Origin of the sequence: Solwaraspora sp. WMMD1047, assembly GCF_029626155.1 — a bacterium.
In the GTDB taxonomy this organism is placed as follows: Bacteria; Actinomycetota; Actinomycetes; order Mycobacteriales; family Micromonosporaceae; genus WMMD1047.
In genome coordinates this window covers 2,172,222-2,188,531 of the sequence record NZ_JARUBL010000001.1, presented here as the reverse complement: position 1 = coordinate 2,188,531, position 16,310 = coordinate 2,172,222, and the positions used below count along the sequence as shown (strand labels likewise).

Below are 16,310 nucleotides of genomic sequence, written 5' to 3'. Positions count from 1 at the left end.
GATGTCGCGCCTGCGCCAGTTGACCCGTTCCCTCGGCCACCGCCGCTGGTTCGCCCGCGCCGGCCGGTTCCTGGTCCCGGCGGACCGGCTGGTCGGCCGGTTGACCCGGGGCCGGGTGGTAGCGCTCGGCCTGATGCCGTCGCTGATCCTGACCACCACCGGACGCCGGTCCGGTCAGCCGCGCAGCAACCCGGTGCTCTACGTGCGCGACGGTGACGCATTCGTGGTGACCGGCTCCAACTGGGGCCGGCCCCAGCCGCCGGCCTGGGCGTTGAACCTGCTCGCCGACCCGGCCGCCACCGCGCTGGTACGCGGAAGAAGCATCGCGGTCCGAGCCACCGCCGTCACCGGCGCCGAACGGGACCGGCTCTGGGAGCTGCTGGTGGCCGAGTGGCCGGCCTACCTGACGTACCAGCGCCGGGCCGCCGGCCGGGAGATCCCGGTCTTCCGGCTGACACCGGCTGCCGATCCGACGGCGGCCGGCTGACCCCGCGGACGGGCCGGCCCCGGAGCTGGCCTGGCGGCCCTGTGACCCATCGGCCCCGTGGAGGCGGTGGTCTCGTGACGCGGTGGTCTCGTGACCTGATGGCTCCTCACAGTCAGCCGAGGCCGGCGCCCACGCCGATCAGCCGGCCGATCAGATACGTCGCGGCCGCCGCGGCGGCACCGAGCAGCAACTGGCGGGCGCCACTGAGCCACCAGCGGCGGGCGGTGAACCGGGCAACCAGGGCGCCGGCCAGGAAGAGGCCCAGGCCGCCCACCGTGAGCGCCAGCCACAGGCTGGTGAAACCGAGCAGGTAGGTAAGCAGCGGTACCAGCGCCCCGACCGAGAAGCAGACGAACGACGAGCCGGCGGCGGCCCACGGGCTCGGCTGTTCGTCTGGGTCGACGCCGAGCTCCTCCTGCACGTGCACCCGCAACGCCTCACGCGGATTGTCTCGCAGCACGGCGGCCACCTGATCGGCCAGCTCCCGCGGCAGGCCCCGGGCGACCCAGCCGTCGGCCAGCTCCGCCGCCTCGGCGTCCGGATGACGCTCCAGTTCGCGGCGTTCCTTGGCGACCTCGGCGGCGATCTGCTCGTTCTGGGACTGGACGCTCGTGTACTCGCCCAGCCCCATCGAGATCGCCCCGGCGACCAGGCCGGCCACCCCGGTGAGCACGATGGTGTCCGGCGCGACTCCGCCACCGCCGACGCCGGCGATCAGGGCGATGTTGGTGACCAGGCCGTCCATCGCGCCGAAGACCGCCGGCCGTAGCCAGCCGCCGGAGACGTCGGCGTGGTGACTCTCCCGGACGGTGTTGGACGTCTCGGTCATGGCTGGACGATCACGGCAGGGTGAGGATCTCGTGGCCGTCGTCGGTGACCAGGATCGTGTGCTCGAACTGCGCCGTCCAGCGCCGGTCCTTGGTGACCACCGTCCACCCGTCGGCCCACATGTCGTACTCGTGGGTGCCGAGCGTGATCATCGGCTCGATGGTGAAGGTCATCCCCGGTTCCATGATGTCGGTCGGCCGGGGGCTGTCGTAGTGCGGCACGTAGAGGCCACTGTGGAACGCCTCACCGATGCCGTGGCCGGTGAAGTCGCGTACCACGCCGTACCCGAAGCGGCGGGCGTAGGACTCGATCACCCGCCCGATCACGTTGATCTGCCGGCCGGGGGCCACCGCCCGGATGCCGCGCATCATCGCCTCGTGGGTCCGTTCGACCAGCAGCCGCACCGGCTCGGCCACCGTGCCGACGCAGAAGGTGGCGTCGGTGTCCCCGTGCACGCCGTTCAGGTACGCGGTCACGTCGACGTTGATGATGTCGCCGTCGGCCAGCACGGTGGAGTCCGGGATGCCGTGGCAGATGACCTCGTTGAGGCTGGTGCAGCAGGACTTGGGGAACCCCTTGTAGCCGAGGGTCGAGGGGTAGGCGCCATGGTCGATCAGGAACTCGTGAACCACCCGGTCGATCTCGTCGGTGGTCACCCCCGGCTTGCAGTGCTCGCCGGCGAGCTGGGTGGCCTGGGCGGCCAGCCGGCCCGCGACCCGCATCCGCTCGATCGTCTCCGGGGTCTGCACGTGCGATCCCCGCCAGGGCGTCGGCCCCTTCTTTCCCACGTACTCGGGGCGGGCGATGTGCGGTGGCACGGGTCGCCACGGCGAGAGCCGGCCGGGGGTGAGCGGGGCGCGCACGGTCATGGTTTCAGCCTATCGCCGACCGGCCGGGGTCCGGACCCGGCGGCGAGCCACGACCGGGCGGCGATTCTTGCTGTCAGTGAGGCGCTGTGCCATCGTGTGTGCGTGGATCAAGGAGGGACGGAAGCCGCTTTCTCCGCCGCAACCGAGGTGGACGGGGATCACCTCCTGGTGGTGGTAGCGGGTGAGGTCGACATGTCGACGGCCGGGGCGATGATCGACGCGACGACCGAGGAGAAGGCCCGCCGGCTCACGCTGGACCTGCGGCAGGTGACGTTCTTCGACTCCGCCGCCATCCACGCGGTTATCCAGCTCGCCGACCGGTTCGCCGCTGGGCTGGCGGTGCTGCCGTCCCGGCAGGTGCGCCGGGTGCTGGAGATCTCCGGGCTGGGCGACCAACCCTGGCTGCGGCCGGACTGACCCCCCGCGCGGCTGCTCCCGGCCGTCAGTCCTGCAGGACCCGACGCAGGTGGACCTCGGTCCCGGCCGGGGTGCGGCGGACGGTCAGCTCGCCGAGCGCGCCGATCAGCGCCAGTCCGCGACCCCGGAATCCCGAGTCGGTCGACTCCCGCCACTGGCCGGTGTCCCGGACAGTGATGTCCACCACACCGTCGGCTATCTGCGCCGTGACCGCGATCACCGGTTCGCGCGGGTCCACGGGATGTTCGATGGCGTTCGCGGCCGCCTCGGAGACCGCCACCGTCAGATCGAACAGGTCGGTCTCACCGACCTGGTGGGCGATCAGGAAGTCCTCCAGCCGCTTGCGCAGCACACTCAGCCGGGTCGGGTCCGCCGGCAGCCGCAGCGCGAACCGGTTCAGCTCGCTGGCCTCCAGCGCCAGGATCGCCACGTCGTCCCGGCGCGGCCGCCCGGCCACCCGGTCGATCATGACGCTGACCAGGTCCTCCACGTGGTCACAGCTGGTCGCGGCGTCCAGCCGGAGCTGGTCCAGCCCGGTGTCGATGCCCTGCCGGCGATCCTCGATCAGCCCGTCGGTGTAGAGCAGCAACCGCTGCCCCGGCTCCAGCCGTGTCTCGACCGTCCGGTAGACCGAGTCCGGCAGGGCACCCACCGGCGGCCCGAGGGCCCGTTCGTGCGTGAACCGGACCGCCCCGTCGGTGCCGATCAGCAGCGCGGGCGGGTGTCCGGCGCTGGCGAACCGGAGCCGGCCGGTCTGCGGGTCGAACCAGAGGAACGCCACCGTGGCGAAGGAGCGCTGGCCGGTGGAGCCGACCAGCCGGTTCAGCCGGGTCAGCGCCTGCCCGGGGTCGAACCCCTCCAGCACGTACGCCCGCAGCGCGTTGCGCAGCTGCCCCATCGCCGCCGCGGCCGCCACCCCCTTGCCGACCACGTCGCCGATCACCAGCACCAGCTGGCCGTCGTCGACCGGAATCACGTCGTACCAGTCGCCGCCGACCTCGACGTCGGTGTTGCCGGGGAGGTACCGGCTGGCGACGATGGCACCGGGGAGCCGCGGCAGTGACGACGGCAGGAGGCTGTGCTGCAGCGTGGTGGCGATCCGGTGCTCGGCCTCGTACAGGCGGGCGTTCTCCAGCCGCAGCCCGACCAGGCGGGCGAGCTGGGCCAGGGCCGCCTCCTCGGTGTCGGTGCTGAGGTCGTGCCGGGGCCAGACCCGCAGCTCGCCGAGCTCCTCACCGGTGGTGCCGGTCATCGGCACCACGCTGGACGGGTCGTCCGGCGACCGGCCACCACCGTCCGCCTCGTAGCGCAGCCCCGGCGCGCTCGCCACCACCCGGCCGGCCTGCACCATCTCCAGCGCGTGGTCCGCCGCGACCCGCAGCACGTCGGCGGTGGACCGGGCGGTGTTGACGGCCACCGCGGCGTCGGCCAGCGCCCGCAGCTGGCGGATGATTTGCCCGCGGAGCTGCCCGAGCTCGACGTTGGACCGGACCCGGGCGATCAGCTCCTGGCCGGAGAAGGGCTTGACCAGGTAGTCGTCGGCCCCCGCGGCCAGTCCCTCGACCTCCTCACCGGTACCGGCCCGGGCCGACAGGATCACGATCGGCACGTGCCGGGTCCGCCGATCGGCGCGCAACCGGGTGACCAGCGCGAACCCGTCCATCTTCGGCATCATCACGTCGGTCAGCACCAGATCGAACGGGCTGCCGACCGCGGCGTCGAACGCCGCCGCGCCGTCCGCCACGGCCACCACCTGCCAGTACGGGGCAAGCAGTCGGACGACGTGGTCCCGCAGATCGGCGTTGTCGTCGGCGACCAGCACCCGGCCACGGGACTGGCCGGGTGGCTCGGCCGGCTCGGCGCCCACCGGTGCGGTCCCGCCGACGGTGGTGCCCGGCGCCGACCACCAGGCGGCCTCACCGAGGTAGAGCCGGGCCTCGCGGGTCTCCGCCGGCGGGCCGTCGGCCGGGCCGATCCGGTCCGGCGGCAGGTGACCGCCGCCGAAGGGCACCGCCACGGTGAAGATGCTGCCGGCCTCCGGCTGGCTGCGGACGCCGACCGTGCCGCCGTGTGTCTCGGTCAGCTCGCGAACCAACGCCAGGCCGATGCCGGTCCCCTCGTGGCTGCGCGAGCGCACCCCGATGACCCGGTGGAAACGCTTGAAGATCTGGCCGATCTCGTCCGGGCTGATCCCGACCCCGGTGTCGGCAACCTCCAGCCGGGCCATCCCGTCGACGGCGCGGAGCCGGACGGTGATCTCCCCCTCGAAGGTGAACTTCAGGGCGTTGGAGAGCAGGTTGAGCACCACCTTCTCCCACATGTCCCGGTCGACCAGGACCGGTTCCGGCAGCGGCGGGCAGTCCACCACCAGCCGCAGCCCGGCGCGGTCGATCGCGGAGCGGAACGTGCTGGCCAGCCGGGCGGTGTAGTCGGCCAGGTCGGTGGGCTGGAAGAACGGCAGCAGCCGGCCGGACTCCAGCCGGGAGAAGTCGAGCAGGGTGTTGACGAGCTTGAGCAGGCGTAGCCCGTTGCGGTAGACCACGGCCAGTGACTCGCGGTGCCCGACCGGCAGGTCACGGTCGGCCAGGGCGTCCTCCAGCGGGCCCAGGATCAGGGTCAGCGGGGTCCGGAACTCGTGGCTGACGTTGGCGAAGAAGTTGGTCTTGGCCCGGTCGAGGGCGGCCAGGTCGGCGGCCCGGGACCGCTCGTGCTCGTAGGCCCGCTGGCTGGTCACCGCGCTGGAGATCTGCGCGGCCACCAGGTCGAAGAAGTCGCGGTAGTCGGCGGTCAGCGCCAGGTGCCGGCTGATCCCCACCACCAGGGCCCCGGCCGGCTCGGCGGTCGCGGTGATCGGCAGCACCAGTACCTGGTCGGCCGCGATGTCCGGCCCGGCGGCGAGGAAATCGGAGAGCGGCCCGGTGGTCGCCGCACCACCCGCCAGCACCCTGGCCAGCGCCGGCGGCATGGTCGGGCCGGCCGGATCCAGGTCCGGACCGCGGGGGGCGATGATCCGGTCCGGGGTCACCCCGCTCCAACCGGTGAGCCGTTCCGCGCCCGGCTGCCCGTCGCCGAGGTAGACCAGCGAGAAGGGCACGTCGGCCTGATACCCGTCCAGCACCCGGGCCGCCTCGCGACCCAACTCGGCCCAGGTGGCCAGGTCGGACAGGCGCGAGCCGAACTCGGCCAGCGCCCGGAGTCGCCGCTCGCCGAGCACCCGCCCGGTGGTCTCGCTCACGATGCAGAAGATGCCGCCCACCGTGCCGTCGTCGCGCCGCAGCGGGTCGTAGGAGACGTCGAAGTAGGTCTCCTCCAGGTAACCGTGCCGTTCCAGCAGGAAAGGATGGTCCTTGCCCCGGTAGGCACGCCCGGACCGTCGGACGCCGTCGAAAAGCGGTTCGAGCACCTGCCACAGCTCGGACCAGTGGTGGCGGGCCGGCCGGCCGAGGGCCGCCGGGTGCTTGGCACCGATGGTCGGCAGATAGGCGTCGTTGTAGAAGGCGAGATACTCGTCGCCCCAGTACATGACGATCTGCGACTCGGAGGAGAGCATCATGGCGACGGCCTGCCGCAGGCTCGCGGGCCAGGTGTGCGGGGCGCCGACCGGGGTCGCGGACCAGTCGAGGGCGGCCAGCCGGCCGCCCATCTCGCCGCCGTTGGCGAAGGCCGCCGCGAGGCTGGGCGGCAGTGTCCCGTTCACCATGCCGGTGCGCCGGTCGCCGCCCTCGTCCTGCGGGGCCGAACCCATGAATCCTCCCGCCCCAGGCGATGCCGGTACCGCCCGGTCGATCCACCCGTCGTCGCTGCGCCCGTCGTGCCCCGCGTTGTACCCCAGCGGACCAGTGCCGTAACGCTTCTGAACCGATCATCGCTGGTCCGCTCGGCGGACCCGGCATCAGGGGAAGGTCGGCAGGCCATCGATGCTGGCGGCGTTGCGGGTGGCCCGGTACTGGGCGAGGTCGGCCTCGGTGCGCCGGGAGTGGCTGCGCAGCAGCAGATCGCGGTCGCCCTGGTAGCTCATCAGCGGAACGCCGTAGCCGCAGGAGTCGCTGACCCGCGCCACCTCGACCTCGATCACGGCGCGCACGCCGTGCCGGTCCGGACCGTCCGCGGGGAAGGCGGCGAGCAGTTCGGCGGCGGCCGGATCCTCGATCGGCACGAACCTGCCCCGGCCGTGCAGCCGGACGATGTTGGGCGGCCCGGTGAAGGCGACGAACATCAGCGTGATCCGGCCGTTGTCGCGCAGGTGGGCGATGGTCTCGGCGCCGCTGCCGTAGTAGTCGAGGTAGGCGACCCGGTGTGGTCCGAGGACGGCGAAGGTGCCGACCATACCCTTCGGCGAGACGTTCACATGACCGTCCGCCATGGACGGCGCGGTGGCCACGAAGAAGACCTGCTGATCGAGAATGAAGTCACGGAGCCGGCCGTCGATCGCCTCGTACACCTTGCCCATGCGGCCAATCCTCGCACACGGCCGATCGGTCACCGGCCGGCGCCGGCCGCGGCGACCAGCGCCGCGAACAGCCGGGCGTCGGCCACCGTCTCCGGATGCCACTGCACGCCGAGGACGAACCGGCGGTCGGGGTCCTCCACCGCCTCGACCACCCCGTCGTCGGCCCAGCCGGTCACCGTCAGCCCGCCGGGGTCGGCGACCGCCTGGTGGTGGTAGCTGTTGACCTCGACCGCGGCGCCGGCCAGCACCGCCGCGATCCGGCTGCCCGGGGCGAACCGGACCGGGTGGCTGCCGTACCGGCCGGGGGCGGGCTGGTGCCGGTGGTCGCCGGTCAGCTCCGGCAGGTGCTGATGCAGCCGGCCGCCGTACGCGACCGCGAGCAGCTGCATCCCCCGGCAGACGCCGAGCACCGGCAGGTCGGCGTCGAGGGCGGCGGTGAGCAGCGTGAACTCGCCGGCGTCCCGGTCCGGCCGGCTGCTGGTCAGCGGATGCGGGGCCGCGCCGTAGCGGCTCGGGTCCAGGTCGGCGCCGCCGGCCAGGATGAGCCCGTCGAGGGCGCGCAGCACCCCGGCGTCGGCACCGTCGGGGGGCAGCAGCACGGCCCGCGCCCCGGCCGCGGTGACCGCGCGCACATAGTCGTACGGAACCAGCGCGGCCGGCACCTCCCGCCAGACGCCCCAGGTCGCCGGTTCGACGTACGAGGTGATCCCGATGATCGGCCGGTCGGTCACAGGGGGGTCACGTAGGCGCCGGTGATGCCGCCGTCGACCACGAACTGGGTGGCGGTCATGAACGACGCGTCGTCGCTGGCCAGGAAGGCCACCGCGGCGGCGATCTCCTCGGCCCGCCCGAACCGGCCCATCGGCACGTGCACCAGCCGCCGGGCGGCCCGCTCCGGGTCCTTGGCGAACAGTTCGGTGAGCAGCGGGGTGGCGACCGGGCCGGGGCACAGCGCGTTCACCCGGATCCCCTCCCGGGCGAACTGCACGCCCAGTTCCCGGGTCATCGCCAGCACCCCACCCTTGCTCGCCGTGTACGCGATCTGCGAGGTGGCGGCCCCCATCAGCGCCACGAAGGAGGCGGTGTTGATGATCGAGCCGGAGCGCTGCCGGCGCATGTGCGGCAGCACGTACCGGCAGCACAGGTAGACGCTCGTGGTGTTGACCCGCAGCACCCGCTCCCAGGCGGCCAGGTCGGTGTCGAGGATCGAGTCGTCCTCCGGCGGCGAGATGCCGGCGTTGTTGAAGGCGATGTCGATCCGCCCGTGCCGCTCGGCGACGCCGTCGAAGAGGTCCCGGACGGCGGTCTCGTCGGCCACGTCGCAGCCGACGTACTCGCCGTCGACCTCGCCGGCGGCGGCCTCGCCGGCGGCCGCGTCGATGTCGACGCAGACCACCCGGGCGCCCTCGGCGGCGAACCGCCGGACCGTGGCCAGTCCGATGCCGCTGCCCGCGCCGGTGACCACGGCCACCCGGCCGGCCAGCCGATCCCGCACCATCCGTACCTCCTCCTGCCGCGGATCGCTCACCCGTCGGTGGCGATGAAGACGTTCTTCACGTCGGTGAAGGCGTGCAGAGCGTCCGGTCCCAGCTCCCGTCCCAGGCCGGACTGTTTCATCCCACCGAACGGGGTGCTGTAGCGCACCGAGGAGTGTGAGTTGACGCTGAGGTTGCCGGCCTCGACCGCCCGGCTGACCCGGATCGCCCGGCCCACGTCGCGGGTCCAGATCGACCCGGACAGGCCGTAGGCGGTGTCGTTGGCGAGCCGGATCGCGTCGGCCTCGTCGTCGAAGGGCAGCACCGAGACGACCGGTCCGAAGATCTCCTCGCGCCAGTGCCGGTCGGCCGGCGAGTCGGCCAGCAGCACGGTCGGGGCGTACCAGAAGCCGGGGCCCTCGGGTGCCCGGCCGGTGCAGGCCACCTCGGCGCCGGTCACGTAGCCGGCCACCCGGTCGCGCTGCCCGGCCGAGATCAGCGGTCCCATCTCGGCGGACTCCAACGCCGGGTCCTCCACCCGCACGGCCCGCACGGCCGGTTCCAGCAGCGCCAGGAAGCGGTCGTGCACAGACCGCTCGACCAGGATCCGGGACCGGGCGCAGCAGTCCTGCCCGGCGTTGTCGAAGACCGCGGACGGGGCGGTCGTGGCCGCCCGTTCCAGGTCCGCGTCGGCGAAGACGATGTTGGCGCTCTTGCCGCCGAGTTCGAGGGTGACCCGTTTCACCTGGTCGGCGCAGCCGGCCATGATCCGCTTGCCGACCTCGGTGGAGCCGGTGAAGCAGATCTTGCGGACCGCCGGGTGGTCGACGAACCGCTGCCCGACCACCGCGCCGGGACCGGGTACGACAGTCAGCACGCCGTCCGGCAGGCCGGCCTGCCGGGCCAGTTCGCCGAGGCGGATCGCGGTGAGCGGGGTCAACTCGGCCGGTTTGAGCACCACCGTGTTGCCGGCCGCCAGCGCCGGAGCGAAGCCCCAGCCGGCGATCGGCATCGGGAAGTTCCACGGGACGATCACGCCGACCACGCCGAGCGGTTCGTGGAAGGTGACGTCCAGCCCGCCGGCGACCGGGATCTGGCGGCCGGTCAGCCGTTCCGGGGCGCCGGCGTAGTAGTCCAGCACGTCGCGGACGTTGCCGGCCTCCCAACGGGCATTGCCGATGGGGTGGCCGCTGTTGCGGACCTCCAGCTCGGCCAGCTCCTCGGAGTGGGCGTCGACCTCGGCGGCGAACCGGCGCAGCAGCCGGGCCCGGTCGGCCGGGGCGAGCCCGGCCCAGCCCGGCTGCGCCCGCGCGGCCCGGTCGATGGCGGCGTCGGTCTCGGCCGGCCCGGCGGCCGGCACCCGCGCCACCACCAGCCCGGTGGCCGGGTTGACGACCTCGGTCTCGGTCGGCTGCCGCGGGGCGGACGCCTCAGAGCCGTTCGAAGCCACGGAACATCTCCCAGTCGGTCACCGCCGCGTCGAACGCGGCCAGTTCGACCCGGGCGTTGTTGGCGTAGTGGTCGACCACCTCGTCGCCGAACGCGGCGCGGGCCAGCTCGGAGCCCTCCCACTCGGCGAGCGCGTCGCGCAGGGTGCCCGGCACCCGGGGGGCGTCGGCGTCCGAGTACGCGTTGCCGGTCAGCTCCGGCTCCAGCGTCAGCTCGGACTCGATGCCGTGCACGGCGCCGGCGACCAGGGCGGCGATGGCCAGGTAGGGGTTGACGTCGGCGCCCGGCACCCGGTTCTCCACCCGCATCCCCTGGCCGTGCCCGACCAGCCGCAGGGCGCAGGTGCGGTTGTCGGTGCCCCAGCGCAGCGCGGTCGGGGCGAACGAGCCGGGCTGGTAGCGCTTGTAGGAGTTGATGTTGGGGGCGAAGAAGAGGCTGAACTGGCGCATGGTGTCCAGCAGCCCGGCCAGCACCCGCTGCCCGGTGACCGAGAGGTGGGCCGGCCCGTCGCCGAGCATCGCCGAGCGGCCGTCGGTGCCGCGCAGCGAGAAGTGGATGTGGCAGGAGTTGCCCTCCCGCGCGTTGGGCTTGGCCATGAAGGTGATCGCCAGCTGCTCCTGGGCGGCGATCTCCTTCGCCCCGTTCTTGTAGATCACGTGGTTGTCGGCGCAGGTGACGGCGGCGTCGTAGCGGAAGGCGATCTCGTGCTGGCCGAGGTTGCACTCGCCCTTGGCGCTCTCCGGCACCAGCCCGGCGCCGGCCATCTCGTTGCGGATCCGGCGCAGCAGCGGCTCCACCCGGGCGGTGCCCAGCAGCGAGTAGTCGACGTTGTAGAGGTTCGCCGGGGTCAGGTCGCGGTAGCCGCGCCGCCAGGCGTCCTCGTACGAGTCGCGGTAGAGAACGAACTCCAGCTCGGTGCCGGCGTACGCGGTCAGGCCGTGGTCGGCGAGCCGGGCGAGCTGACGGCGCAGCACCTGCCGCGGGGAGGCGAGCACGTCGCCGGAGCCGTCCAGCCAGGTCAGGTCGGCCAGCAGTAGGGCGCTGCCGGGCTGCCAGGGCATCCGCCGCAGGGTGCCCAGGTCGGGCACCATGGCGAAGTCGCCGTAGCCGCGCTCCCAGCTGGACATGGCGTACCCGTCGACGGTGTTCATGTCGACGTCGACGGCGAGCAGGTAGTTGCAGCCCTCGCTGCCGTTCGCGACGACGTGGTCGAGGAAGTAGGGCGCGTGGAACCGCTTGCCCTGCAGCCGGCCCTGCATGTCCACCAGGGCGAGCACCACCGTGTCGATCTCGCCGGAGTCGACGGCCAGGCGCAGTTCCTCGACGGTCAGCGCCGGGCCTGCGGATGTCATGCGGGAGCCTCCATGCGAAAAGGTCTACCGGCAAACCATTGGGGCGTCAATCCCGCCGGCTCAGCCCGAATGGCCCGCCGGCTCAGCCCGAATGGCCCGCCGGCTCACCCCGAGCGGTCCGCCGGCTCAGCCGAGCAGGCCGCGCAGCAGTTCGGCGGTGGCGTCGCAGTGCTCCTCCATGCCGGCGCGGGCGGCGGCCGGGTCGCCGGCCAGGATCGCCTCGACCACCCGGGTGTGCTGCCGGTCCGAGTGGTCCAGGTTGCGCGGGATCACCGGGATGGCCGCGAGCAGCCGGTCCAGGGTGAGCTGCACGTCGGCCACCGCCGCCGCCAGCGACGGGCTACCGCTGGCCCCGGCGATGGCCAGGTGCAGCCGGGAGTCGGCGACCCGCCGGACGGCGGGGGCGCGGTCCCGGGAGGCCACCAGGCAGGACCGCAGCCGTTCCCGGTCGGCGTCGGGCAGTCGCCGGCCGGCGGCCAGCGCGGCGGCACCGGGCTCCAGGACCCGCCGGAAGTCCAGGGCGTCGGGCAGGCTGGCGCCCATCTGCCGGGCCACCTCGGCCGCGACCGGTCGGGGCCGGGTGGCCACCGCGGGCCCGGCCGCCCGCCGCCCGGACCGCCCGCCGGACCGGGAGACGACGAAGGTGCCCCCGGTACGCCCGCGGCGCGACTCCAGGTAGCCGGCCTCCCGGAGCGCCCTGATCGCCTCCCGCAGGGTCATCCGGCTCACCTGCAGCTTGTCGGCGAGGTCCCGCTCGGCCGGCAGCCGTTCCCCCTCGGCGACCAGGCCGAGCCGGATGGCCTGCGCCAACCGGGCCACGGTGATCTCGAAGGCGTTGCCGCCGCGGACCGGCCGCCACATCGGCACCCCGAGGTCGGCGGGCGGCTGCGGATCGCCGGCTACCGGGCCACCCGCGGGCAGGCCGAGATCGGCGGCCACCGCGTCGGTCGGCATCGGCGGACCCCCACTCTGGTCGCGGCGGTGGGCCGGCGGATGCCGGCCGGTGCCTCGATGGTACGACCAGCGCCCACCGCCGCCGGCCGCTGACAAACCCGGCCGTCCCGTCGCCGCCAGGCCCCGCGACGGGGTAAATCCGTTGCCTGGTCACCGGCGCCGGCGCATGCTCATAGCTGTGGCCCGCCGGGCCCTCGGACGGCCCGGCCAGCGCGGCGGCGCGGGGCGCCGTCACCTCTCTCTCACCCGTACGGTTGGCGGCCGTACCCGTGGCCGCCCCGCGCCGCCGCGCCTCCACCCCGGCCGGCAGGTCCGCCCAGCGCCGGCCCAGGCACGGCGCTGACCCAGGCACGGCGCCGGCCGGCAGGGCGGCCGCATCTCAGGCCGGCCGGGCGGGCCGGCCTGGGCAGCGGGGCGGGGTGGTTCAGGCGATCAGCAGGCCGGCCACCCAGAGGCCGGCGATGCCGAGGGCCGCGGTCAGCTCGATCAGCATGGCCAGGCCGACCGCCCGCAGCGCCCGCTTCGTCGCCGGCCAGGCCAGCCGCGAGTCGCCGAGCCGGACCCGCTCGGCCAGCCAGAGGCCGAGCACGAAGCCGAGCAGCAGCCCGACCACCGGCACCACGAAGAACCCGACCAGCCCCAGCACCCCGCCGGCCACCAGGGAACTGGTCGGCACCCCGGAGCGTTTGAGGTCCCGGCCGGGCCAGAGGTACTTCACCACCGTCCCGGCGGCCGCCACCCCGGTCGCCAGCAAGAGCACCGGCCACCGCTGCCAGCCGTCGCCGCCGAGCAGTGCCCAGCCGAGCACGCCGAGCCAGCAGAGCGCCAGGCCGGGCAGCACGGGCACCACGACGCCGACGATGCCGATCAGGATGGCCACCCCGCTGAGCAGGGTGACGAGGGTGCCGGTGTCGCCGAGGTCCACCCCGTCAGCCTTCCCTACCGGCGCCGCCGTCGCGCAGCCGGGCGGTCACCGACGCCGCGTCGGTCGGGGCGCCGAAGTAGCGGCCCTGGGCGGTGTCGCAGCCGAGCCCGCGCAGCAGCGCGGCCTGGGCGGCGGTCTCCACCGCCTCGGCGGTGACCGTGAGACCGAGTGCGTGGGCCAGCCGCACCAGCGCGTCGACGAGCCGTTCGTCGTACGCGCCGGGCGGGCCGCCCGACGGCAGCCCTTCGATGAACGGGCCGGCCAGCTTGAGCGAGTGGATCGGCATGCGGCGCAGGTAGGCGAGGTTGGAGTAGCCGGTGCCGAAGTCGTCGATGGCCAGCCGGACGCCGAGGGCGGCCAGCCGGCGCAGGATCCGCAGCGGTTCGCCGGTGGTGGCCATCAGCGCGCTCTCGGTCAGTTCGAGCTGCAGCAGCTCGGCCGGGAGCCGGGTGCGGTGCAGCGCCGCGGCGACCGCGTTGACGATGCTCGGGTCGCTGGCCTGCCGGGCGGCCAGGTTCACGCTCACCACCAGTCGGACCCCGGGGAACTCCCGCAGCCATTCGGCGGCGTGTTCGCAGGCCCGGTCCAGCACCCATTCGCCGAGCCGGCAGATCAGCCCGGTCTCCTCGGCCAGGCCGATGAACTCGTCCGGGCCGAGCAGTCCCAGCTCCGGGTGGCGCCAGCGGACCAGCGCCTCGACCGCGACCGGCGCGGCGTCGGCGAGCGCGACGATCGGCTGGTAGTCCACTTCGAACTCGCCCCGCTCCAGGGCCCCCGGCAGGCGGGCCGCCAGCGCCGCCTTGGCCAGGTCCCGGGCGTTGCGCTCCGGGTCGTGCAGCGCCCACCGGCCGCGGCCGTCGGCCTTGGCCCAGTAGAGCGTGGTGTCGGCGGCCTTCATCAGGTCCGACGGGTTGGTGCCGGCGACCGGCCACTCGACGATCCCGATGCTCGCCGTCACGGCCAGCTGCTGGTCCTCGATCTGGACCGGTTCGGCGACCGCGGCCAGCGCCGTCTCGGCGACGGCGACCGCGTCGTGGTCGCCGGTGGTGTCGCCGACCAGGATCACGAACTCGTCGCCACCCATCCGGGCCACCAGGTGGCCGGTGTCGGCGACGCAGCCGGAGAGCCGCTGGGCGATCACCACCAGCAGTCGGTCGCCGAGGTCGTGGCCGAGCGTGTCGTTTATCGCCTTGAACCCGTCCAGGTCCAGGAAGCAGACCCCGACCCGGTCCCGCTCCGCGGCCCGGTCGAAGACCGCGGCCAGTCGCTCGAAGAAGAGGGTACGGTTCGGCAGCCCGGTCAGCGGGTCGTGCAGGGCCTGGAACCGCAGCCGCTGCTCCAGTTCGTACCGTTGGGTGATGTCCTCGACCATGGCCACGGTGAAGCGGGGTCGGCCGTCGTCGTACCGGATCAGCGAGACGGCCAGGTCGGTCCAGACGAAGTCGCCGTCCTTGCGGTAGTAGCGCTTCTCGGTCCGGGCGTTGTCGATCTTTCCTTCGATCAGGTCCCGGTACACCTCCCACATCCCGGCGGCGTCGTCGGGGTGGAAGAGTTCGGCGACATTGATCTGCCGCATCTCCTCGACCGTGTAGCCGAGCAGGTCCGCGAAGGACTGGTTGACGTCGAGGATCCGCCCGTCCAGGTCGCCGATGCCGATTCCGATCGCCGCGCCGGTGAAGACCGCCCGGAACCGGGCCTCGCTGTCCCGCAGCGCCTGTTCGACCTCGTCCCGGGCCTCCCAGGCCGACCGGGCGATCCGCTCCTGCTGGCTGAAGGTCCGTTCGCGCAGCCCGTCGGCGTACCCGGCGGCGAGCGCGCCCTGCAGCCGGGCGATCCGGTCGGCCAGCGCCGGTTCGGCCGGCACCGGGCCGTGGGCCGCCAGGACCGTGGTCTGGAACTCAGCCCCGAGCGCCCGCACCGACCAGTCGACCATCGCCGGCTCGGTCAGGTGCGCGTCGACCAGCCCGCGACCGACCAGGTACCCCGGCTCGGCGGTGAACGGTTCGGCGCGGACCGCCTCGGCCAGCCGGAGGGTGTACGCGTAGAGCAGCCGTTCGGTGTCGGTCGAGCTGAGCGGGAGGAACCCGAGCCGGCCGACCTCGCGCGCCCAGCGGCGGGCGAACCGACCTGCTCCGTCGTCGGCGGTGCCGCCCTCGGCGGCCGGGGCGGGGGCGGTCACGGGTCTAGCCGGCGGGGTCGTCGTGCCGGCCGACCGCGCCGTACGCCCCGGACCGCGCCGGGTTGTCGTCCACGTCGGACGGGTCGTCCGGGCGCCAGAGTGGCATCTGGACGATCCCCGGCTCGACGATCGTGAAGTCGCCGAAGTAGTCGGCGATCTGCACCTTCGACCGCAGGGTGATCTCGGTGGCGGTGCGCTTGGAGAGCCGCTGCGCGGCCAGCATCTCCGGCGGCTGGTCCTCGAAGGTGGAGTGGGAGATCACCAGGTAGCTGCCGGGCACGGTGGCGGCCCGCAGCGTCGCGAGGAGCTCCGCCGGTCGGTCGGCGTCGGGGATGAAGTGCACCACCCCGGCGAGCAGGATGGCGACCGGCCGGTCGAAGTCGATCAGCCCGGAGCGCTTCGCCTCGGCGATGATCCGGTCGGGCTCGCGCAGGTCGGCGTGGATCACGCCGGCGTTGTCGACATCGGCCAGGATCGACCGGCTGTGGGCCACGGCGACCGGGTCGATGTCCACATAGACGACCCGGGCGGCCGGGTTGGCGGCGTGCGCGACCTCGTGCACGTTGCCGACGGTCGGAATGCCGGAGCCGATGTCGAGGAACTGCTCGATCCCCTCGTCGAGCAGGAACCGGACCGCCCGGCGCAGGAACGCCCGCCCGGCCCGCATGGTCTCGGCCAGGTTGGGGGTCATGCTCGCGATCTGCTGGGCGAGCTGCCGGTCGATCTCGAAGTTGTGCGCGCCGCCGAGGAAGTAGTCGTAGACCCGGGCCGCGCTCGGCCGGCTCAGATCGATCTCCGCGGGGAGCCCTTCGGGCAGTTGCATGCTCAGCCTCACTCGCTCCGCCGGGTCGGCGCCCCCGCGACCGGCCCGGACGATTGATCAGCTCACTGTAGGGCCTGTTCCGCGGAACTTCTATCGGCCGGT

14 protein-coding genes are annotated in these 16,310 nt (G+C 73.5%); 2 read left to right on the top strand and 12 right to left on the bottom strand.

Translation table 11 applies throughout. The features are described 5' to 3' along the window. Position 1 precedes the first annotated feature (1 nt). Positions 2–487, top strand: a complete 486-nt coding sequence (locus O7627_RS10115; protein WP_278093236.1) for a nitroreductase/quinone reductase family protein — start codon at positions 2–4, stop codon at positions 485–487. Positions 488–599: 112 nt separating this feature from the next. Here the strand turns inward: O7627_RS10115 and O7627_RS10110 are convergent, their stop codons facing one another. After that, on the bottom strand, positions 600–1,316 hold the full coding sequence (locus O7627_RS10110) for a VIT1/CCC1 transporter family protein (protein ID WP_278093235.1): 717 nt from the start codon (positions 1,314–1,316) through the stop codon (positions 600–602). A gap of 10 nt (positions 1,317–1,326) precedes the next feature. Further along, positions 1,327–2,184, bottom strand: coding sequence for a type I methionyl aminopeptidase (map, locus tag O7627_RS10105; RefSeq protein ID WP_278093234.1), 858 nt, complete (start codon positions 2,182–2,184; stop codon positions 1,327–1,329). 102 nt (positions 2,185–2,286) lie between these two features. On the opposite strand from map, the gene O7627_RS10100 reads away from it, so the two are divergent. After that, on the top strand, positions 2,287–2,601 hold the full coding sequence (locus O7627_RS10100) for an STAS domain-containing protein (protein WP_278093233.1): 315 nt from the start codon (positions 2,287–2,289) through the stop codon (positions 2,599–2,601). A gap of 25 nt (positions 2,602–2,626) precedes the next feature. Here O7627_RS10100 and O7627_RS10095 read toward each other — a convergent pair whose 3' ends face one another. The 10 genes from O7627_RS10095 to O7627_RS10050 all read right to left on the bottom strand — a co-directional run bounded on the left by O7627_RS10095 (position 2,627) and on the right by O7627_RS10050 (position 16,208). Beyond that, entirely contained in the window at positions 2,627–6,346 is a 3,720-nt protein-coding gene (locus tag O7627_RS10095) for a SpoIIE family protein phosphatase (protein WP_278093232.1), read from the bottom strand. A 147-nt stretch (positions 6,347–6,493) separates the two neighbouring features. Then, positions 6,494–7,051, bottom strand: coding sequence for a pyridoxamine 5'-phosphate oxidase family protein (locus tag O7627_RS10090; RefSeq protein WP_278093231.1), 558 nt, complete (start codon positions 7,049–7,051; stop codon positions 6,494–6,496). A gap of 29 nt (positions 7,052–7,080) precedes the next feature. Next, positions 7,081–7,782: a gamma-glutamyl-gamma-aminobutyrate hydrolase family protein gene (locus tag O7627_RS10085; protein ID WP_278093230.1), complete on the bottom strand. Its 702-nt coding sequence runs from the start codon at positions 7,780–7,782 to the stop codon at positions 7,081–7,083. Beyond that, entirely contained in the window at positions 7,779–8,549 is a 771-nt protein-coding gene (locus O7627_RS10080; RefSeq protein WP_278093229.1) for a 3-oxoacyl-ACP reductase, read from the bottom strand. Before O7627_RS10080 ends, O7627_RS10085 begins: the two co-directional genes overlap by 4 nt. Positions 8,550–8,575: 26 nt before the next feature. Further along, complete coding sequence (locus O7627_RS10075; RefSeq protein ID WP_278093228.1) at positions 8,576–9,976, bottom strand: aldehyde dehydrogenase family protein; 1,401 nt, start codon at positions 9,974–9,976, stop codon at positions 8,576–8,578. Then, the gene (locus O7627_RS10070; protein ID WP_278093227.1) at positions 9,957–11,327 is read right to left on the bottom strand and encodes a glutamine synthetase family protein; all 1,371 of its coding nucleotides are present in this window, start codon (positions 11,325–11,327) and stop codon (positions 9,957–9,959) included. Before O7627_RS10070 ends, O7627_RS10075 begins: the two co-directional genes overlap by 20 nt. A gap of 126 nt (positions 11,328–11,453) precedes the next feature. Next, positions 11,454–12,281 (bottom strand): FCD domain-containing protein, encoded by an 828-nt coding sequence (locus O7627_RS10065; RefSeq protein ID WP_278093226.1) that lies wholly within the window; start codon positions 12,279–12,281, stop codon positions 11,454–11,456. Between the two features lie 424 nt (positions 12,282–12,705). Beyond that, complete coding sequence (locus O7627_RS10060; protein WP_278093225.1) at positions 12,706–13,206, bottom strand: DUF456 domain-containing protein; 501 nt, start codon at positions 13,204–13,206, stop codon at positions 12,706–12,708. 4 nt (positions 13,207–13,210) lie between these two features. Continuing rightward, entirely contained in the window at positions 13,211–15,385 is a 2,175-nt protein-coding gene (locus O7627_RS10055; protein ID WP_278093224.1) for an EAL domain-containing protein, read from the bottom strand. Positions 15,386–15,389: 4 nt separating this feature from the next. After that, the gene (locus O7627_RS10050; RefSeq protein ID WP_278093223.1) at positions 15,390–16,208 is read right to left on the bottom strand and encodes an SAM-dependent methyltransferase; all 819 of its coding nucleotides are present in this window, start codon (positions 16,206–16,208) and stop codon (positions 15,390–15,392) included. Between the last annotated feature and the right edge of the window lie 102 nt (positions 16,209–16,310).

Bases quoted from the DNA above. Each gene is read 5' to 3' on its own strand.
- O7627_RS10115 (WP_278093236.1), top strand. From the start codon at position 2: ATGTCGCGCCTGCGCCAGTTGACCCGTTCCCTCGGCCACCGCCGCTGG.
- O7627_RS10110 (WP_278093235.1), bottom strand. From the start codon at position 1,316: ATGACCGAGACGTCCAACACCGTCCGGGAGAGTCACCACGCCGACGTC.
- map (WP_278093234.1), bottom strand. From the start codon at position 2,184: ATGACCGTGCGCGCCCCGCTCACCCCCGGCCGGCTCTCGCCGTGGCGA.
- O7627_RS10095 (WP_278093232.1), bottom strand. From the start codon at position 6,346: ATGGGTTCGGCCCCGCAGGACGAGGGCGGCGACCGGCGCACCGGCATG.
- O7627_RS10090 (WP_278093231.1), bottom strand. From the start codon at position 7,051: ATGGGCAAGGTGTACGAGGCGATCGACGGCCGGCTCCGTGACTTCATT.
- O7627_RS10080 (WP_278093229.1), bottom strand. From the start codon at position 8,549: ATGGTGCGGGATCGGCTGGCCGGCCGGGTGGCCGTGGTCACCGGCGCG.
- O7627_RS10070 (WP_278093227.1), bottom strand. From the start codon at position 11,327: ATGACATCCGCAGGCCCGGCGCTGACCGTCGAGGAACTGCGCCTGGCC.
- O7627_RS10065 (WP_278093226.1), bottom strand. From the start codon at position 12,281: ATGCCGACCGACGCGGTGGCCGCCGATCTCGGCCTGCCCGCGGGTGGC.
- O7627_RS10050 (WP_278093223.1), bottom strand. From the start codon at position 16,208: ATGCAACTGCCCGAAGGGCTCCCCGCGGAGATCGATCTGAGCCGGCCG.